This window comes from Streptomyces sp. NBC_01261, from assembly GCF_036226385.1.
In the GTDB taxonomy this organism is placed as follows: Bacteria; Actinomycetota; Actinomycetes; order Streptomycetales; family Streptomycetaceae; genus Streptomyces.
Genome location: NZ_CP108463.1, coordinates 1522534 through 1539341 on the forward strand (window position 1 = coordinate 1522534; position 16808 = coordinate 1539341).

A 16808-nucleotide genomic window follows, 5' to 3' on the forward strand; every position below is an offset into this window, starting at 1 on the left:
ACCTACCTGTCAGGCCCGCCTCTCAGATCTGCCAGGAACGCAGCCGGTCCGCCGCGCCGTAGACATCCGTCTTGCCGGAGATCAGGTCGCGGGCGAGGTCGACGAGGGCGCCGTAGGGCGGATCGATGCCGGCATCACTCACGAACATGTAGGCGACGGCCGTGGCGCAGGCGAAGCGGGCGTTGGCCGAGGGCAGCGGCTTGAGCAGGGCGAGGGTGTGCAGGAGGGCGCCGGCCCGCCAGGCCGGGTCGGAGTCGACGCCGAGGCGGGGCGGGTCGACGCGATGTCGGGCCACGGCCGCGACCAACGCCGAGAAGTCGTTGATGGTGGGCTGGTCCGGCAGGACTTCCTCATGGCGCTGAAGCAGCCAGGGCACGTCGATATGGATGACCGGAGTGACGGGCATGCGTCAGGCGACCCGCCCCTCGCCCTTGGCCGCCGGTTCGTCGTCGGGGAACGCGGCGGCGAACTCGTCGGCGTGCGTGGCGAAGAACCGGCGGAAGGCCTCGGCACCCTCCTGCAGCGCCCGGTGGCGAGCTATGTCGGCCGCGGCCGCCTCACGCACCAGAGCCTTCATCGACGTACCGCGCTCCTTGGCGATCTGCCGCAGGTCCTCTAGCTCGCGGTCGCTGAACTCCACGTTGAGAGCTGGCATGCCAACACGGTACCGCTCGGGTACTTGACCGTAAATACCCCCAGGTCAAGAGCTACGCCCGACGGTACCGAGCGGGTCCCAGCTCCATGTCCGAATCCCGCCGGTCCCGGCCACGATTCCGGAGCAGACTCATTCCCATGACCACGATCTGCACACTCACCGACAGCCCCGTGGGCGAGCTGCTCCTGACCGGCGAGAAGTCGGCCGACGGCACCACCCTCATCTCCCTGACCATGCCGGACCACCCGGCCATCGGTGCCGACCGGGAACGCGACGACCAGGCCTTCACCGAGGCCACCCGCCAGCTGTCCGCGTACTTCGCCGGACACCTCACCCACTTCGAACTCCCCCTCGCCGCCGAGGGAACGGAGTTCCAGCAGCGGGTCTGGCAGGCCCTCGACGACATCCCGTACGGCACCACGACGACATACGGCGCCCTCGCCGAACGCCTGGGCGTTCCGCGCGCCGAAGTCCGCGCCCTGGGCGCGGCCCTGGGCGCCAACCCGCTCCTGCTGGTGCGCCCGTGCCATCGGGTGATCGGCGCGGACGGCTCGATGCGGGGTTATGCCGGCGGGGTCGATCGCAAGGTCCAACTCCTCACCCACGAGGGCGCGTTGCAGCCGATGCTCGGCTGACGGACCACAGGGATACGGAGGAAGTCGTCATGGATGGCACCAACTGGTCAGCTCTGACCGCCGAGTTGGACCTGTACGGCAGCGCGCCGACCGCTCGACTGCTGGCACCCGCCGAGTGCCGCGACCTGGCCGCGCTGTACGAGAAGCCGGAACTGTTCCGCACCACCGTCGACATGGCCCGGCACCGCTTCGGCTCCGGCGAGTACCGCTACTTCACGCACGACCTGCCCGCACCGGTAGCCGCCCTGCGCTCCGCGCTCTACCCACGCCTGCTGCCGATCGCCCGGGACTGGGCGGCCCGCCTGGACCGCCCGTCCCCCTGGCCGGACGACCTGGACGAGTGGCTCGCCCTCTGCCATGCGTCCGGCCAGGACCGTTCGGCCCAGATCCTGCTCCGCTACGGCGAGGGCGACTGGAACGCCCTCCACCGCGACGTCTTCGGCGAGTTGGTCTTCCCGCTCCAGGTCGTGATCGGCCTCGGCGAGTACGGCACCGACTACACGGGCGGCGAGTTCCTGATGGTCGAACAGCGGGCCCGCGCCCAGTCCCGGGCCACCGCGACCCCTCTACGGCAGGGCCACGGCCTGGTCTTCACGACGCGGGACCGCCCGGTACGGACGAAGCGCGGCTGGTCGGCCGGGGCGATGAGACACGGGGTGAGCACCGTACGCTCCGGCAGGCGTCACGCGTTGGGGTTGGTGTTCCACGACGCGACCTGAGGGCGACCGATGAACTCCGTTGCACGACAGCGCCCCTGGCGAGCTGGGTACCCCAAAGCCCCCAGCCACCGATGGTCATCGCGCGGCTTCCTCCAACTCCGGCTCGGACATGGGCAAGGCATGCGGATTGCCGGACGGCCCACGGTGTCGCCGTACGGCGAGACAAGCGACCGCACCGGCCAGCAGGACGGCGACGGCCACATACACGGCGGGCCCCATCGCATGGACGAACCCGTGCCCGAACACCTCACCACCAAGCACCCGCATCCGCTCGGCAACCCCCCGCGGAACCCCGCCCGGCGCGCCCCCCTGCTGCCCGGCACCGACATCGGACTCCGCCTTCGAGAACGCGGCGACGAACGACTCCCGGTAGGCAACGGGGAGTTGACCGGCCCGAGCCCGCGCCTGCTCGGTCAGGGAAGAGGCGAGCCGGGCCTGGAGCACGGCCCCGATCACCGCACCGGCGAGCACCGAACCGACCTGCCGAAGCGCGTTGGTGACTCCGGACGCGGCGCCCGCGAGCCGGGGCGGGACGTTGCGCATGACCTCCGTGGCCATCGGCGCGAACGTGCAGCCGACGCCCAACCCCGTGAGGAACAACGGGAACGCGATGGTCAACCACCCCGTACCGACGTCCGCGACACCGACGACCCACACCAGTCCGCCCGCCCAGGCCAGCAACCCACCCATCAGGATGAACTTGCCGCCGACCCGGTCCGCGAGCGCCCCCGCGGGCCCGGCCATGACGAACGACCCGAGCGCCACCGGCAACAGCACGAGCCCCGCCTTCTGCGCGCTGAAGCCGAGCACGGACTGCAGATAGATCGTCAGCGTCAGGAACATCCCGACGACGCCGAACGACACGGTGACGCCGACGAAGTTGATGAGGCTGAAGTCGCGGTCCTTGAACAGCGAGAAGGGGACCAGGGGTTCGCCGTTCTGCTGTCCGCGCTCGTGCAGCAGGAAGCCGGCGAAGAGGACGACGGCCGCACCGAACAGGCTCCAGATCCAGGCGTTCCAGTCGTACCGTTGCCCCTCGGTCAGCCCAAACGCCAGGCAGAACAGGGCAGTTGAGGCGAGGGTCACGCCCAGGGTGTCGAAGCGGCGCCGTACCGTGCGCCGGGAGCCCGGGATGATCGCCATGGTGAGCACGAGCACCAGCGCGCCGATCGGCAGGTTGACGAAGAAGATCCAGCGCCAGGACAGATGGGTGATGAGCACCCCGCCGAGGATCGGACCGAGTGCGCCGGACACCCCCGCCACCGCGCCCCAGATGCCCATCGCGACTCCGCGCCGGTCGGCCGGGAACACCTCGGCGATGATCGACAGGGTCTGCGGCATCAGCAGCGCCGCGCCCAGCCCCTGCACCGCGCGGAACCCGATGAGCTGGGCCGGGTCCTGCGCGAGGCCGCAGGCGAGACTGGCCAGGGTGAAGACGGTGACTCCGGCGGCGAACAGGTTCCGTTTGCCGCGCAGGTCGCCGAGGCGCCCACCGGTGATCAACAGGACGGCCAGCGCCAGCGTGTAGGCGTTGACGATCCACAGGATCTCGTCCAGGGACGCGCCGAGGTCCTCGCCGAGCTGGGGGATCGCGATGTTCACGATCGTCAGGTCGAGGAGGGTCATGAAGAACCCGAGCGAGAGCGTGATGAGGATCGCCCAGGGGTTGCCGTGCCACTTCTTGAACACGATGTCGACTCCTTACATCCGAACATCCGACAACGCGTCCGACCGCACGTCGGACTCGCGTTCAAGAGGGCCGCCCGGCCGAGGGGTGTGACACGACGCCCATGTCCCGAGACCTACGTCACATTCAGGCCGTCGGCTGTCACATTCCGACCCCCGCGACCCCTCGCAGTGGTGAGCACGCCACTGGGGAGGCGCATACATGTCCGATATCTCCGGGATCGCTGTCACCGACGAGGCGACCACCGTCTTCATGGACCATCGGGAGCTGCTGTTCGGCCTCGTCTACAACATGCTGGGCAGCGTCGCCGACACCGACGACGTCCTCCAGGAGAGCTGGCTCTCCTGGACGTCGCGCGCCCGGCGCTCCCCGCTCGACACCATCACCAGCCCACGCGCCTACCTCGTCCGCATCGCCGTCAACCACGCGCTCCGGCGCCGGGCCACGATCACCCGCCGCCGCGAGACGTACGTAGGCCCGTGGCTCCCGGAGCCGCTGGTCGACCAGCCCGCCGACGGCGACCCCGAGGACCCCGCGCTGCGCGCCGAGTCGGTCTCGATGGCGATGCTGGTCGTCCTGGAGTCGCTCAGCCCGCTGGAGCGCGCGGTCTTCGTCCTCAACGAGGTCTTCGGGTACGCCCACACCGAGATCGCGGACATCATCGACCGCACCCCGGCCGCCGTACGACAACTCGCGCACCGGGCGCGGGCCCATGTGCACGCGCGGCGGCCGCTGTACGAGGCGCGTCCCCGGGTGCGGCGGGAGGCGACCGAGCGGTTCGTGCGGGCCGCGATCGGCGGGGACATCGCCTCGCTGATGGAGATCCTCGCGCCGGACGTCACGGTGTGGACCGACAGCGGGGGCAACCGGAAACCGGCGGGACTGCGCCCGGTGCACGGGCGGGACAAGGCGGTCCGCCTCATCAACTCGTTCGCGGCCCGGCGCCGCGGCCCCCAGGACCTGGAGCTGCGCTACCGACGCGTCAACGGCGACGACGCGGCCGTGCTGTTCGAGGGCGACTCGCCGTACGCGGTGATGGTCATGGACCTCACGCCCGAGGGAGACCAGGTGTCCGGGGTCTACATCGTGACCAACCCCGAGAAGCTCACCCACGTGCACAAGGACGACGGGGAGGACGACCGGTGACCGGCACCCCGGACCCCTCGCGGGGCGAACGCGTCGCCGACTGGTTCGACGGCCGCCTCGGCATCCACACCCTCGGCAAGCGGTACCTGCGGAAGGTGTTCCCGGACCACTGGTCGTTCCTGCTCGGCGAGATCTGCCTCTACAGCTTCGTGGTGCTGATCCTCACGGGCGTCTACCTCACCCTGTTCTTCCACCCGTCGATGAACGAGGTGACGTACCACGGCAGTTACGTCCCCCTCAACGGCATCCGCATGTCCGACGCCTACGCCTCCACGCTGCACCTCAGCTTCGACGTGCGGGGCGGGCTGCTGGTCCGGCAGTTGCACCACTGGGCGGCGCTCGTGTTCATCGCCGCGATGCTCACGCACATGATGCGGCACTTCTTCACGGGCTCGTTCCGCAAGCCGCGCGAGCTCAACTGGCTTTTCGGCTGGGCCCTGTTGTTCCTCGGCCTGTTCGAGGGCCTCTTCGGCTACTCGCTCCCGGACGACCTGCTGTCGGGCACGGGCATGCGCTTCGTGGACGGCGCGCTGCTGTCGGTCCCGATCGTCGGGACGTACCTCTCGATGTTCCTGTTCGGCGGCGAGTACCCCGGCCACGACATCGTGTCCCGCTTCTACTCACTCCACGTCCTGTTGATCCCCGGCATCATGGCGGCCCTTGTGGTCGTCCACCTCCTCCTGGTCGTCTACCACAAGCACACCCAGTTCGCGGGCCCCGGCCGTACCGAACGCAACGTCGTGGGCTCCCCGTTCATGCCGGTCTACCTCGCGAAGGCGGGCGGCTTCTTCTTCCTGGTCTTCGGCGCCCTCACCGTCCTGGCGGCGGTGGCCTCGATCAACCCGGTCTGGTCCTACGGCCCTTACCGCGCCGACCAGGTCTCGACGGGCGCCCAGCCGGACTGGTACCTGGGCTTCGCGGAGGGCCTGGTGCGGGTCATGCCGGGCTGGGAAGTCACCTTCTGGGGCCACACGTTGGTGCTCGGCGTACTCATCCCCATCGTCGTCTTCCCGCTCCTCCTGGTCTTCATCGGCGTGTACCCGTTCCTGGAGTCCTGGCGGACCGGCGACAAACGCGAGCACCACCTCCTGGACCGCCCGCGCAACCGCCCCACCCGCACCGGCATTGGCGTGGCCTGGATCAGCCTCTACCTGGTCCTCCTGGCCGGTGGCGGCAACGACATCGTGGCGACCCGCCTCCATCTGTCGATCAACACGGTGACATGGGCGGTACGGGTGGCGGTGTTCGCCGCACCGGCACTCGCCTTCGTCGTGACCCGCCGCATCTGCCTGGGCCTCCAACTCCGGGACGCGGAACTGGTGTTGCACGGCCGCGAGACGGGTGTCATCAAGCGCCTGCCGCACGGTGAGTACGTGGAGGTGCACCGCCCGCTGGACCAGGCGGAACTCCACACACTCACCGCGCACAAGCGACCGAAGGAACTCGTGGAGCGCGAGCCGTGATCAACGACCCCGTGCAACGGCCCGGACCGGACACCAGCACCTCCCGTCCGGGCCGTTGACGACTGCCCTATCCGGCCGGAGCCGCCACCTTGCTTATCCGGAAAGCCCCTTGAGCCGTCCCCGGATGACCGCTCGTCAGCGTCAGCCGCACCCGCGACCCGCGCACGGCACCGAAGGTGACGACGGTCGGGGCGTCCGAGGCGGTGGCCCAGTCGACGGCGGTCCCCTCGACCGGCGCCCACCCGCGCCCGTCCCACACCGCGACCTCGACCGCCGTGGGCAGACTGTGCGTCGAGTCCACGGTGAACGACACCTCCACCCGGTCGAAGGACCGCCCCCTCCCCCAGTCCACCGACACCCAGTCCTCCGCACGCGCACCGCTGAACGCGGGCAACAGGGCCGTGGCCGACTTGGCGAAGGCGTTGGACCAGCCGGTCGCCGGGTCACCGTCGAGCATGGCGGCGGGGAGCGTGTCGGGGCGGCCCGAGTAACTCGCGTCGGCGTAGGGGTAGTTGAACGGCGCGGGATAGTCGGCCTCGAAACGCGGCGCCGAAGTCGTGGCCGCGTCCCGACCCGGTGTCGTCCGTACCGTCACCGTGCCGCTCCGCAGTCCCTCCGCGCGCGCCGTCACCTTCAGCGAGCCCGCCTTCGTACCGGATCGCACGATCGCAAGTGCCTTGCCGTGGAAGGCGGTTCGGGTGCTCGCCTGGTAGCGCTCGACGCTCTCCTCGCGGCCGTTGTCGAGGCCGGCCAGGGACCCGCCCTTCACCGCGAAGGCGATCAGATCCTCCGCGTCGGGCAGGACGACACCGTGGGCGTCCACGACCTCCGCTGTCACGAAGACCAGTGAACGGCCGTCGGCGGCAAGGGACTTGCGGTCGGCCGTGAGGCGGACGGCGTGCGCGGGACCCGCCGTGCGCAGCACGTCCGAGGCGACCGCCTTGCCGCCGCTGCTCGCCACCGCCTTCAACTCGCCTGGCTCGTAGGGGACGTTCCAGGTCAGGTGGAGCTTGCCCGCGCTGCCGTTCGGGCTGGTGTAGCTGCCCGGGTAGGGGCCGGTGGTGAAGGTCTTGTCGTCGCCGGTGGCCTCGGTGGTCTCCAGGTAGGTGCGGCCGTCGGTGGTCTTCTTGGTGTCGAACTCCCTTGTCCCCAGGGATTTTCCGTTGAGGAACAGCTCGACGGTGTCGACGTTGGCGTAGGCCCAGACCTCGACCGTGTCTCCGGGCTCGTGATTCCAACTCATCGGCACCAGATGGACCATGGGCTCGTCCACCCACTGACTCCGGAAGAGATGGTACATGTCCTTCGGGAAGCCGGCCGTGTCGACCGCGCCGAAGAAGGACGCCTTGACCGGGAAGACGTCGTACGGCGTCGGCTCCCCGATGTAGTCGATGCCGGACCACAGGAACTGGCCCGCGAACCACTTCCGGTCCCGGTCCTTCTTGTGGCCGTACTCGCCGCTCATCGTCCAGGAGGCGAGGTTGTTGTCGTACGAGGACGTGTCGCGTCTGCCGGGGGTGTGGTTCTCGCCGGTGTTGAGGTGTTGCGGCTCCTGGTAGGCGCCGCGTGTCGAGGTCTCCGAGGAGGACTCGGACTCGAAGAGGAACAGGTTCGGATAGGCGGCGTGCAGGGCGTCGACCGACTTGGCGGTGTTGTAGTTGAGGCCGAGTCCGTCGAGCTTGGCGAGCATGAGGTCGGCCGCGGAGCCCTTGGCGGGCACCCCGTGGTACTTGTTCGAGCCGATCACCACCGGCCGGGTGTCGTCCGCCGCCCTGATCGCGCCGATGATGCGGTCGGCCATCGCCAGTCCGGCGGTGGCGGTGGAGTCGGGGATCTCGTTGCCTATGGACCACAGCACCACGGCGGGCGAGTTGCGCGCGGTGAGGACCATCTCGGTGGCGTCCCGCTCGCACCAGTCGTCGAAGAAACGGTGGTAGTCGTAGGTCGTCTTGCCGGTGTGCCAGCAGTCGAAGGCCTCGACCATCATCACGATGCCCAACTCCTCGCAGGCCTGGATGATTTGGGGCGAGGGCGGGTTGTGGGAGGTGCGGAAGGCGTTGACGCCCATCGACTTCATGATGCTCAACTGCCTGCGTACGGCGTCGAGGCTGATCGCGGAGCCGAGGGCGCCCTGGTCGTGGTGGAGGTCGACGCCCCTGATCTTGGTGTGGACGCCGTTGAGGGAGAAGCCCTCGTCCGGGTCGAAGCGGTAGGTGCGGATGCCGAAGGAGGTGCTGTACGTGTCGACCGTCCGGCCCGCCACCCGCAGTTCGGTCTCCAGGATGTAGCGGTGGTCCGGGGTCCCGATGTCCCACAACTTGGGCTTGGGGACGGCGAGTTCATGGGTCTCGGTGCCCCGGTCGGCGACCGTGGTCGTGGAGGCGGCGCGGGCCACCGTCCGGCCGCCGGGGTCGACGACCCGCGACCGGACCTCGACCTCGCTCGCGGTGCCCGACTCGTTCACCACGGTCGTCCGCACCCGTACGACGGCTCGCTCGGCGGTGATGTCCGGGGTCGTGACGTACGTGCCCCGGCGTTCGACGTGCACCGGTTCGGTGATGACGAGGCGGGCCTCGCGGTAGATGCCGCTGCCCGAGTACCAGCGGCTGCTGGGGAGTTGGTTGCGCACCTGCACCGCGACGACGTTCTCCGTGCTGCCGTCGGTGTGCGCCAGGTCGGTGAGGTCGAAGGCGAACCCCGTGTATCCGTAGGGGTGCCGGCCGACCTGCGTGCCGTTGCAGTGGACGTACGAGTCCATGTAGACGCCGTCGAACTCGACCGAGATCCGCTTGCCCGCGAAGGCCGACGGCAGGGTGAAGGCGATCCGGTACCAGCCGAGGCCGCCGGGGAAGAACCCGGTGCCGCTGGTCGTGCCGTAGGCCGTGGTGGGGGTCTGCTCGATGCTCCAGTCGTGCGGGACCGCGACCTGGCGCCAGGCCGAGTCGTCGTAGTCCGGTGCGGCGGCGTCGGCGTAGGCGCCGGTCGGGTCGGTGGTCCCGCCCGGGTTGACCAGCGCGAAGCGCCAGCCGTCCCTCAGGGGGACCGTGTGGCGGCCGGACGCGCCCGCTGCGGCTGCGGCGGCGCGTGCGTCCGGGGCGGACAGGAGTGATGCGGCCGTCGGCGCGGCCGTGGAAGCGATCAAAACCGATCTGCGAGTGACCGTCATGGCGGCTCTCCCTCATCAGGGCCCAAAAGTACTCACAACTGATCGTGACCGAACAGATTCTGACGGGGTGCCACACCGGGCCGTCAAGGGTGCGGGGACGGACAGCCGCCCCGAGGGCCACTTCGACCGGATTTCCCCCTTGCCCACCGCGGCCCCCGGCCCTGGGGGTTCTCGTCCGCGCGAGAGCGTGACGCACTAGGCTGGAACGCAAGTGGCGTGACTGTTCACTGTGAGTGCGCGCAATGGAGTGGCGACGATGAGACCGGTCTACCCGTTCGACGATGCCGCGACGGCGCGGGTTGTCATCGACGACGCGGGCACTCTGGTGGAGTGGAACGACGGGGCCCGGCGGCTCCTCGGCCACACCGCGGACGAGGTCGTGGGCCGCCCGGCCGGGCGGCTGCTGGCCGACGGCGCCGAGGCGCTGCCCGGGATCACGGGTGCCCGCTGGGACGGCACGGTCGCGTTGCGCCATCGTGACGGGCGGGCCGTGTCCGTGTGGCTGCTGGCCCACCATCGGCGGCCCCGGGACGGCGGGCCGGGCGACTGGCTCGTGGTGACCCCGCTGGAGGGCGGCGGCCCCCGCGCCTCCGAGGACCCCCTCGCGACCGCCGCGCTGACCCAGTCGCCGTGTGCCATCGCGGTCTACGACGAGCGGCTGCGGCTGAGCCGGGTCAACGACGCGATGGCCGACGTGATCGGGCTGCCCGAGGAGCGCATCCAGGGGCTGCGGATCACCGAGATCGGCGGGAAGACGCAGAGCACGGAGCTGGAGCAGTACATGCTGCGCGTGCTCACCTCCGGCACCGCCGAGGACTTCCAGATCTACATGCGCACCGGCGGCGAGGACGCCGCGCACGCGTGGCTGGCCCGGATGGCGCCGATCACCGACGCCGAGGGGCGGGTGCGGGGCGTGTGTCTGGCCGCGCACGACTTCACCGAGAACTACCTGTCGCGGGAGCGGCTGCAACTCGTCAACGAGGCGAGCGTCCGCATCGGCACCACCCTCGACGTCACCCGTACGGCCCAGGAGCTCGCGGACGTCTGTGTGCCGGCGCTCGCCGACTTCGTCAGCATCGATCTGCTGGACCCGCAGGAGCACGGCGGCGAGCCCCCGGCGGCGATCACCGCGCCGATCCGCCTGCGCCGGGCCGCGCACCAGTCGGTGCAGCAGGGCAGCCCCGAGGCCGTCGCGAAACCGGGCCAGCTGAACCTGTATCCGGAGCAGTCCCCGCAGGCCGACGCGCTGGTCGCGGGCCGCACGCTCGTCGCCTCGGGCCGGGCCCTCGAACTCTGGCTCGCCTGGGACCGCACCCGCACCAGGCGCGTCCAGGAGTACGGCATCCACTCCTCGATGGCCGTGCCGATCCAGGCCCGCGGCGTCACCCTCGGCGTGGCGGTCCTCACCCGGTACCGGCGCAACGACCCGTTCGCCGCCGACGACGTCCTGCTGGCCGAGGAGGTCACGGCCCGCGCCGCCGTCTGCATCGACAACGCCCGCCGCTTCTCCCGCGAACGCGAGACCGCGCTCGCCCTCCAGCGCAGCCTGCTCCCCCGCAAGCTGCCGCGCACGGCCGCGCTGGAAGCGGCCTCGCGGTATCTGCCGGCGGCGCGCGCCGGGGTCGGCGGCGACTGGTTCGACGTGATCCCGCTGTCCGGGATGCGGGTCGCCATGGTCGTCGGGGACGTCGTCGGCCACGGCATCCAGGCCTCCGCCACCATGGGCCGGCTGCGCACGGCAGTCCGCACCCTCGCCGACATCGACCTGGCCCCGGACGAGCTGCTGACCCACCTCGACGACCTCGTCGTACGGCTGTCCGCGGAGGCCGGCGGCGAGGGCAGCCCGGGCGAGGTCGGCGCGACCTGCCTGTACGCGGTGTACGACCCGGTGTCCCGCCGCTGCACGCTGGCCCGTGCCGGGCATCCGCCGCCGGTCATGATCCGGCCCGGCGGTCCGCCCGAGCCCGTCGACCTGCCCGCGGGACCGCCGCTGGGCCTGGGCGGGCTGCCCTTCGAGTCGGCCGAGTTCGAGCTGCCCGAGGGCACCGTGCTCGCGCTGTACACCGACGGGCTGGTCGAGAACCGCGACCGGGACCTCGACGACAGTCAGCGGCTGCTGTTCGACGCCCTATACGCCCCCTCGGACTCCCTGGACGAGACCTGCGACCGGATCCTGCACGCCGTGCTCCCGCCGGGCGGCGCCGCCGACGACGTGGCGCTGCTGCTGGCCCGCACCCAGGGACTGCCCGCCGAGCAGGTCACGACCTGGGACATCCCGGCCGACCCGTCACTCGTGGCCCCGATCCGCAAGCAGGTCGTCGAGCAGCTCGACCTGTGGAACCTGAGCGAGGCCGGGTTCACGGCCGAGCTGGTGGTGAGCGAGCTGGTCACCAACGCGATCCGCTACGGCGCGCACCCCATCCGGCTCCGGCTGATCCATGACGCGACCACGCTGATCTGCGAGGTCTCCGACACCAACCACACGGCCCCGCACCTGCGCCGCGCCAAGACCTGGGACGAGGGCGGGCGCGGGCTGCTGCTGGTCGCGCAGCTCACCCAGCGCTGGGGCAGCCGGCACACGGCCGACGGCAAGACGATCTGGGCGGAGCTGTCCCTCTTCGACGAGGTCTGAGCCGTATCAGAAGAGGCCGGTCGGCTCAGGAGAGGTCGGTCAGCCAGGGCCTGACCTGGCGGCGGGCCTCGTGCAGCCGGGACTTGAGGGTGCCGAGCGGGATACCGAGGCGCTCGGCGATGTCGGCGTACTCCAGGTTGCAGATGTCCCGGTACACCAGCGGCGCGACGAGGTTCGGCTGCTCCCGCTCCAGGCGCTCCAGCGCCTCCAGGAGGTCGATCTTCGACCCGGCGATCACGCTCGTGGTGCGCGGGTCGACGTGCTGTGACGTGTCGATCTCGGCGGGCTGCTCGGCGGCCCGCCGCTTCAGCTCGCGGTACTTCTGCCGGGAGCCGTTGGCGACGACCGTGTAGAGCCAGGTGCTGAAGAGGCTGCGGCCCTCGAATGTGCCGATCTTCCGCGCGACTTGCATCAGTACGTCCTGCGCCGCTTCCTCGGCGTCCTCGCGGCACGGCAGGAACCGCCCGCACCGCCTCAGGACCTCGGGTCCGATCGACCGCAGGAGCTCGTCCAGGGCACCCGTGTCACCGGCCGCGGCCCGCCGCGCCAGTTCCTCGGTCCGTACCGTGTCCCGCACTGGATCCACTCCTCCGCCTCGGCCTACGAGCAGGCATGATAGTCGCATGCACTTCGTCGAACAGATCGGCCGCTACAGACTCGAACGCCGCCTGGGCACCGGCGCGTTCGGCACGGTCTGGCTCGCGCACGACGACGTGCTCGAAGCCCCGGTGGCCGTGAAGGTGCTCGCCGACAACTGGGCGCACCGCCTCGACATCGTCGACCGCTTCCTCTCCGAGGCCCGGCTGCTGCGCCGGGCCGACTCCAACCGGGTCGTGCAGGTCTACGACATCGGTGAGCTGCCCGACGGACGGCCGTACTTCGTCATGGAGTACGCCGACGCCGGCACCCTCGCCGATCTGCTCACCGCGGGTCCGCTGCCCGTCTCGGAGGCGCTGCGGCTGACCGCGCTGGCCGCCCGGGGCGCCGCCGCGCTGCACAAGGCGGGGATAGTGCACCGGGACATCAAGCCGACCAACGTGCTGCTGCGCACCGCCCCGGACGGCAGCTACCGCGTTCTGCTCGCCGACCTGGGCCTGGCCAAGAGCCTGGCACAGGGGTCGGGCCTCACCCTGGCCGCCGGTTCGGCGGGCTATCAGCCGCCGGAGCAGGCACAGCCCGGGTACGGCATCGACGAGCGCGCCGACGTGTACAGCCTGGGAGCGGTCGGCTACGAGCTGCTCACCGGCACGGTCCCGGGGGCGCCCGGACAGGTCGTACGGCCGGACCGGCTGCGGCCGGACGTGTCGCCCGACGTCCAGCGGGCCGTGGTGCGCGCGCTGGAGCCGGACCGGGTGAAGCGCTGGCCGACGGCGCGGGAGTTCGCGGAGGAGCTGGAGCGGCTGGCCGCCGAGGCGGCCCCCACGCGCAAGCAGCGCAGGCCGCACAGCCGCCACCGGAGTGTCGCGCTGATGGCGGGCCTGTTCGTCGTGGTGGCCGCGGGCGCGGGCGCCGCGGTGCTGAACTTCCCTTTCTCGTCCGGGAGTTCAGATCTGCGGGTCAAGGACAGCACCGGCCGGATCGTGGCCGAGGTGCCCAACGCGTGGGGCCGTCAGCTGCGTGACTCGGGCTGGAATCCGCACGCCCTCGGGCTGACGGCCGGGCAGGAGCCGGGGCTGGCCGTCGCCGACGACCTCTCGAAGTGGCCGGACCTGTCGGCGGACGTGAACGGCGTGTTCATCGGCCTGAGCGAGCACGGCAGCGTGAGCACCGAGGTGGACGGCATCGCCCACTCCGGCTGCCACTACGACGGCAGCCACGCCTACTCCAGCGCCACCTGGCGCGGCACGATCCGTACCTGGAGCGACTGCTCGGGCGGCACGGGCACCCTCTCCGAGACCGCGCTCCGCATGGTCGGCGGCGCCGCTCAGCCCCAGGTCTACGTGCAGATCCGGCAGCACAGCGGTGACGCGACCTCGCGCATACTCCGCTCGCTGCGGGTCAGCTGACTACTGTCGGAACCCAAGTACAGGAAAAGATCCCGGCGGACTCGCGAACTTTTCGGCGCCCATCCGTATCGGACCAGTGTGACGGCGCACGATGCGCGGTCGGCACGCCGAAGTGCGTGCGGTGAACCACCAGGAGTGTTGAAGATGGCGAACACGTCCCAGTCCCTGCGCCGGGCGGCCCTGCTCGTGAGCGCGATCGCCGTCCTGGGTCTGACGACGACGGCCTGCGACGACGGCAGCGGCACGGTGAGCAGTCCGCAGACCCAGTCGGGTACGGCCGCGCCCGCGGGCGGCGACCCCTCGGCCGACGGGTCCGGTACGCCGGCCTCCTCGGGCGGCACCGGCACGGCCACCGCCTCGGACTCGGCCGCGTCGGGTTCCTCCACCTCGACCTCCACGTCCTCGGGCTCCGGCGGCACGAGCACCAACACCGGGACCGCGAGCAGCACCCGGTGCCACACCTCCGAGCTGCGCGCGAAGGTGGGCGCCAACGACCCGGGCGCCGGGCAGGAGAACTTCCCGATCGTCCTCACCAACTCGTCCGGCCGCACCTGCACGGTCCGCGGCTATCCCGGCGCCGCGTTCCTGAACGCGTCCGGCACGCAGCTGGGCGACGACCCGCAGCGCGAGTCGGGCAGCACCGTCACCACGGTCACGCTGAAGCCGGGGCAGAGCGCCTGGGCGGGCCTGACCTTCTCCAACCCGGAGGTCAGCGGCGCCAAGACGGCGACCGCGAGCTGGCTCGCGGTGACCCCGCCCGACGAGCAGGACGCGCTGCACGTGAAGTGGACGGCCGGCGCGGTGCCCGTGTCGGGCAACTCGTCCTCGGTACGTCTGACGGTGCTCGGCGCGGGTACCGGTTCCTGATCACGGGTTGCGCGCCCCGGCCTGGTTACATGGGGCAGGCACCACGTCCCGCGTCCCGGAGGACCGTCCCCTGAACACCCCGCTCGCCGAAACCCTGTCCGTCGTTCTGCTCGTCGCCGTCCTCGTGTGGGCCGTCGTCCGTCCCTTCGGGTGGCCGGAGGCGGTGATGGCGGTCCCCGCCGCCGGTATCGCCGTGGCCACCGGGGCGATCTCGCTCGACCACGCGCGGGCCGAGGCCGAGCAGCTCGGGCCGGTGGTCGGGTTCCTCGCCGCGGTCCTCGTGCTGGCCCACTTCTGCGATGTGGAGGGCCTGTTCCGGGCCTGCGGTGCCTGGATGGCGGAGTGGGCTAAGGGCAGTCCGAGCCGGCTGCTGACCGCGGTGTTCGCGCTGGCCTCGGTGATCACGGCCGTGCTGAGTCTGGACGCCACCATCGTGCTGCTGACGCCGGTCGTGTTCGCGACGGCGTCCCGGATGGGGGTGCGTCCCAAGCCGCACGTCTACGCGTGCACGCACCTCTCGAACACCGCCTCGCTGCTGCTGCCGGTCTCCAACCTGACGAACCTCCTCGCGTTCGCGGCCAGCGGCCTGAGCTTCACCCGTTTCGCCGGGCTGATGGTGCTGCCCTGGCTGGTCTCGATCGGCGCCGAGTACCTGGTGTTCCGGCGCTTCTTCGCCCGCGACCTCGCGGCGGCGGCGCCCTCGCCGGTGTCCGGCGACAAGCCCGAGCTGCCGGTGTTCGCGCTGACGACCGTCGCCTGCACCCTCGCCGGGTTCGTGCTGACCTCCGCGATCGGCATCGATCCGGCGTGGGCCGCGCTGGCGGGCGCGCTCGTCCTCGCCGGCCGGGCGCTGCTACGGCGGCAGGCGACCCCGATGACGATCGTGCGGGCCGCCTCACCGTCGTTCCTGGCGTTCGTGCTGGCGCTCGGGATCGTCGTGCGGGCCGTGGTCGACAACGGGCTCTCGGACGCGCTGGGCCACCTCCTGCCCGGCGGCACCGGCATCGCGGCACTGCTCGGGATCGCCGCGCTGGCCGCCGTACTGGCGAATCTCATCAACAACCTGCCGGCGGTCCTGGTCCTGCTGCCGCTGACCGCGCAGTCCGGGCCGGGGGCCGTCCTCGCCGTACTGCTCGGAGTGAACATCGGGCCGAACCTGACCTACGCCGGGTCGCTCGCGACGCTGCTGTGGCGGCGGATCGTGCATCAGCACGAACATGACGTGGATATCAAGGAGTTCACGAAGCTGGGGCTGATCGCCGTGCCGTCCGCTCTCGTCCCGGCGGTGCTGGCACTGTGGGTGTCGCTCCAGGTTCTCTGACACCGAGGGAGGCCGAATGCGTGTGATCGCCTGGCTGGTCGAAGGCACCTGGCCCGCCTGCGTGGACGCCGTACGGACGCATGCGCCGGAGGCGGACGAGGTGGTGCTGCTGCATGTGAGCGGGCCGGACGTGCCCGGGGTCGCGCACGGCGCGTTCGCCGGGCTGCTCGGCCGGGGTGGTCCCAAGCGTGATCCCGGGACCCGGCTGGAGGATCTCGGCAGTACGTCGGCGGCGGAGCTGCTGGACGCGGCGGCCGAGCGGCTCGGGCGGCCGTGCACCCGGATGGAACGGGCGGGGCGGGTCGAGCGTGAGGTGGTGGCCGCCGCCGGGGAAGCCGATCTGCTGGTGCTGGCCCGTGACGGTGACCGGGCCCGGCTCGGCCCGCACAGTCTCGGGCCCGCCGTCCGGTTCGCCGTCGATCACGCGCCCTGTCCGGTGCTGCTGGTGTGGCCGGAGGCGGCGCCGGGCATCGCGACCCTGCCACCGCCACCGCCGCATCCGCCGCACTGA

At 71.0% G+C, this 16808-nt stretch carries 14 protein-coding genes; 9 read left to right on the forward strand and 5 right to left on the reverse strand.

Features of this window, described 5'->3' with window-relative positions:
- Positions 1-22: 22 nt before the first annotated feature.
- Positions 23-406, reverse strand: coding sequence for a toxin Doc (locus tag OG226_RS06675; protein WP_328675788.1), 384 nt, complete (start codon positions 404-406; stop codon positions 23-25).
- A 3-nt stretch (positions 407-409) separates the two neighbouring features.
- Positions 410-655 (reverse strand): hypothetical protein, encoded by a 246-nt coding sequence (locus OG226_RS06680; RefSeq protein ID WP_318020629.1) that lies wholly within the window; start codon positions 653-655, stop codon positions 410-412.
- A gap of 137 nt (positions 656-792) precedes the next feature.
- Here OG226_RS06680 and OG226_RS06685 point away from each other — a divergent pair, with 137 nt between their 5' ends.
- Positions 793-1290 (forward strand): methylated-DNA--[protein]-cysteine S-methyltransferase, encoded by a 498-nt coding sequence (locus OG226_RS06685; RefSeq protein ID WP_328675789.1) that lies wholly within the window; start codon positions 793-795, stop codon positions 1288-1290.
- A gap of 29 nt (positions 1291-1319) precedes the next feature.
- Complete coding sequence (locus OG226_RS06690; RefSeq protein ID WP_328675790.1) at positions 1320-2009, forward strand: 2OG-Fe(II) oxygenase; 690 nt, start codon at positions 1320-1322, stop codon at positions 2007-2009.
- A 75-nt stretch (positions 2010-2084) separates the two neighbouring features.
- On the opposite strand, the gene OG226_RS06695 is transcribed toward OG226_RS06690, so the two are convergent.
- Positions 2085-3698 carry a DHA2 family efflux MFS transporter permease subunit gene (locus tag OG226_RS06695; protein ID WP_329348276.1) on the reverse strand — a complete coding sequence of 538 codons (1614 nt, stop codon included), beginning with the start codon at positions 3696-3698 and terminating at the stop codon, positions 2085-2087.
- A 199-nt stretch (positions 3699-3897) separates the two neighbouring features.
- Between OG226_RS06695 and sigJ the strand changes: the two genes are divergently transcribed.
- A complete protein-coding gene (gene sigJ, locus OG226_RS06700) occupies positions 3898-4842 on the forward strand; it encodes an RNA polymerase sigma factor SigJ (protein ID WP_329348277.1) in 945 nt (314 codons plus the stop codon).
- The gene (gene qcrB, locus OG226_RS06705) at positions 4839-6305 is read left to right on the forward strand and encodes a cytochrome bc1 complex cytochrome b subunit (RefSeq protein ID WP_329348278.1); all 1467 of its coding nucleotides are present in this window, start codon (positions 4839-4841) and stop codon (positions 6303-6305) included. Before sigJ ends, qcrB begins: the two co-directional genes overlap by 4 nt.
- 67 nt (positions 6306-6372) lie before the next feature.
- Here qcrB and OG226_RS06710 read toward each other — a convergent pair whose 3' ends face one another.
- A complete protein-coding gene (locus OG226_RS06710; RefSeq protein ID WP_329348279.1) occupies positions 6373-9471 on the reverse strand; it encodes a glycoside hydrolase family 2 TIM barrel-domain containing protein in 3099 nt (1032 codons plus the stop codon).
- Between the two features lie 256 nt (positions 9472-9727).
- Between OG226_RS06710 and OG226_RS06715 the strand changes: the two genes are divergently transcribed.
- Positions 9728-12103 carry a SpoIIE family protein phosphatase gene (locus OG226_RS06715; RefSeq protein ID WP_328675795.1) on the forward strand — a complete coding sequence of 792 codons (2376 nt, stop codon included), beginning with the start codon at positions 9728-9730 and terminating at the stop codon, positions 12101-12103.
- A 25-nt stretch (positions 12104-12128) separates the two neighbouring features.
- Here OG226_RS06715 and OG226_RS06720 read toward each other — a convergent pair whose 3' ends face one another.
- Entirely contained in the window at positions 12129-12680 is a 552-nt protein-coding gene (locus tag OG226_RS06720) for an RNA polymerase sigma factor (RefSeq protein WP_328675796.1), read from the reverse strand.
- Positions 12681-12726: 46 nt separating this feature from the next.
- Here OG226_RS06720 and OG226_RS06725 point away from each other — a divergent pair, with 46 nt between their 5' ends.
- The 4 genes from OG226_RS06725 (at position 12727) to OG226_RS06740 (ending at position 16808) form a co-directional block, all read left to right on the forward strand.
- The gene (locus OG226_RS06725; RefSeq protein WP_329348280.1) at positions 12727-14109 is read left to right on the forward strand and encodes a serine/threonine-protein kinase; all 1383 of its coding nucleotides are present in this window, start codon (positions 12727-12729) and stop codon (positions 14107-14109) included.
- A gap of 144 nt (positions 14110-14253) precedes the next feature.
- Positions 14254-14976: a DUF4232 domain-containing protein gene (locus OG226_RS06730; protein ID WP_329348281.1), complete on the forward strand. Its 723-nt coding sequence runs from the start codon at positions 14254-14256 to the stop codon at positions 14974-14976.
- Between the two features lie 70 nt (positions 14977-15046).
- Positions 15047-16297 carry an arsenic transporter gene (locus tag OG226_RS06735; protein ID WP_328686244.1) on the forward strand — a complete coding sequence of 417 codons (1251 nt, stop codon included), beginning with the start codon at positions 15047-15049 and terminating at the stop codon, positions 16295-16297.
- A gap of 16 nt (positions 16298-16313) precedes the next feature.
- Positions 16314-16808 carry a universal stress protein gene (locus OG226_RS06740; RefSeq protein WP_329348282.1) on the forward strand — a complete coding sequence of 165 codons (495 nt, stop codon included), beginning with the start codon at positions 16314-16316 and terminating at the stop codon, positions 16806-16808.

Excerpts from the sequence above, each read along its gene's own strand:
- OG226_RS06710 (WP_329348279.1), bottom strand. The coding sequence starts at position 9,471 with ATGACGGTCACTCGCAGATCGGTTTTGATCGCTTCCACGGCCGCGCCG.
- sigJ (WP_329348277.1), top strand. The coding sequence starts at position 3,898 with ATGTCCGATATCTCCGGGATCGCTGTCACCGACGAGGCGACCACCGTC.
- OG226_RS06675 (WP_328675788.1), bottom strand. The coding sequence starts at position 406 with ATGCCCGTCACTCCGGTCATCCATATCGACGTGCCCTGGCTGCTTCAG.
- OG226_RS06725 (WP_329348280.1), top strand. The coding sequence starts at position 12,727 with ATGCACTTCGTCGAACAGATCGGCCGCTACAGACTCGAACGCCGCCTG.
- OG226_RS06715 (WP_328675795.1), top strand. The coding sequence starts at position 9,728 with ATGAGACCGGTCTACCCGTTCGACGATGCCGCGACGGCGCGGGTTGTC.
- OG226_RS06690 (WP_328675790.1), top strand. The coding sequence starts at position 1,320 with ATGGATGGCACCAACTGGTCAGCTCTGACCGCCGAGTTGGACCTGTAC.
- OG226_RS06680 (WP_318020629.1), bottom strand. The coding sequence starts at position 655 with ATGCCAGCTCTCAACGTGGAGTTCAGCGACCGCGAGCTAGAGGACCTG.
- OG226_RS06685 (WP_328675789.1), top strand. The coding sequence starts at position 793 with ATGACCACGATCTGCACACTCACCGACAGCCCCGTGGGCGAGCTGCTC.
- OG226_RS06740 (WP_329348282.1), top strand. The coding sequence starts at position 16,314 with ATGCGTGTGATCGCCTGGCTGGTCGAAGGCACCTGGCCCGCCTGCGTG.
- OG226_RS06730 (WP_329348281.1), top strand. The coding sequence starts at position 14,254 with ATGGCGAACACGTCCCAGTCCCTGCGCCGGGCGGCCCTGCTCGTGAGC.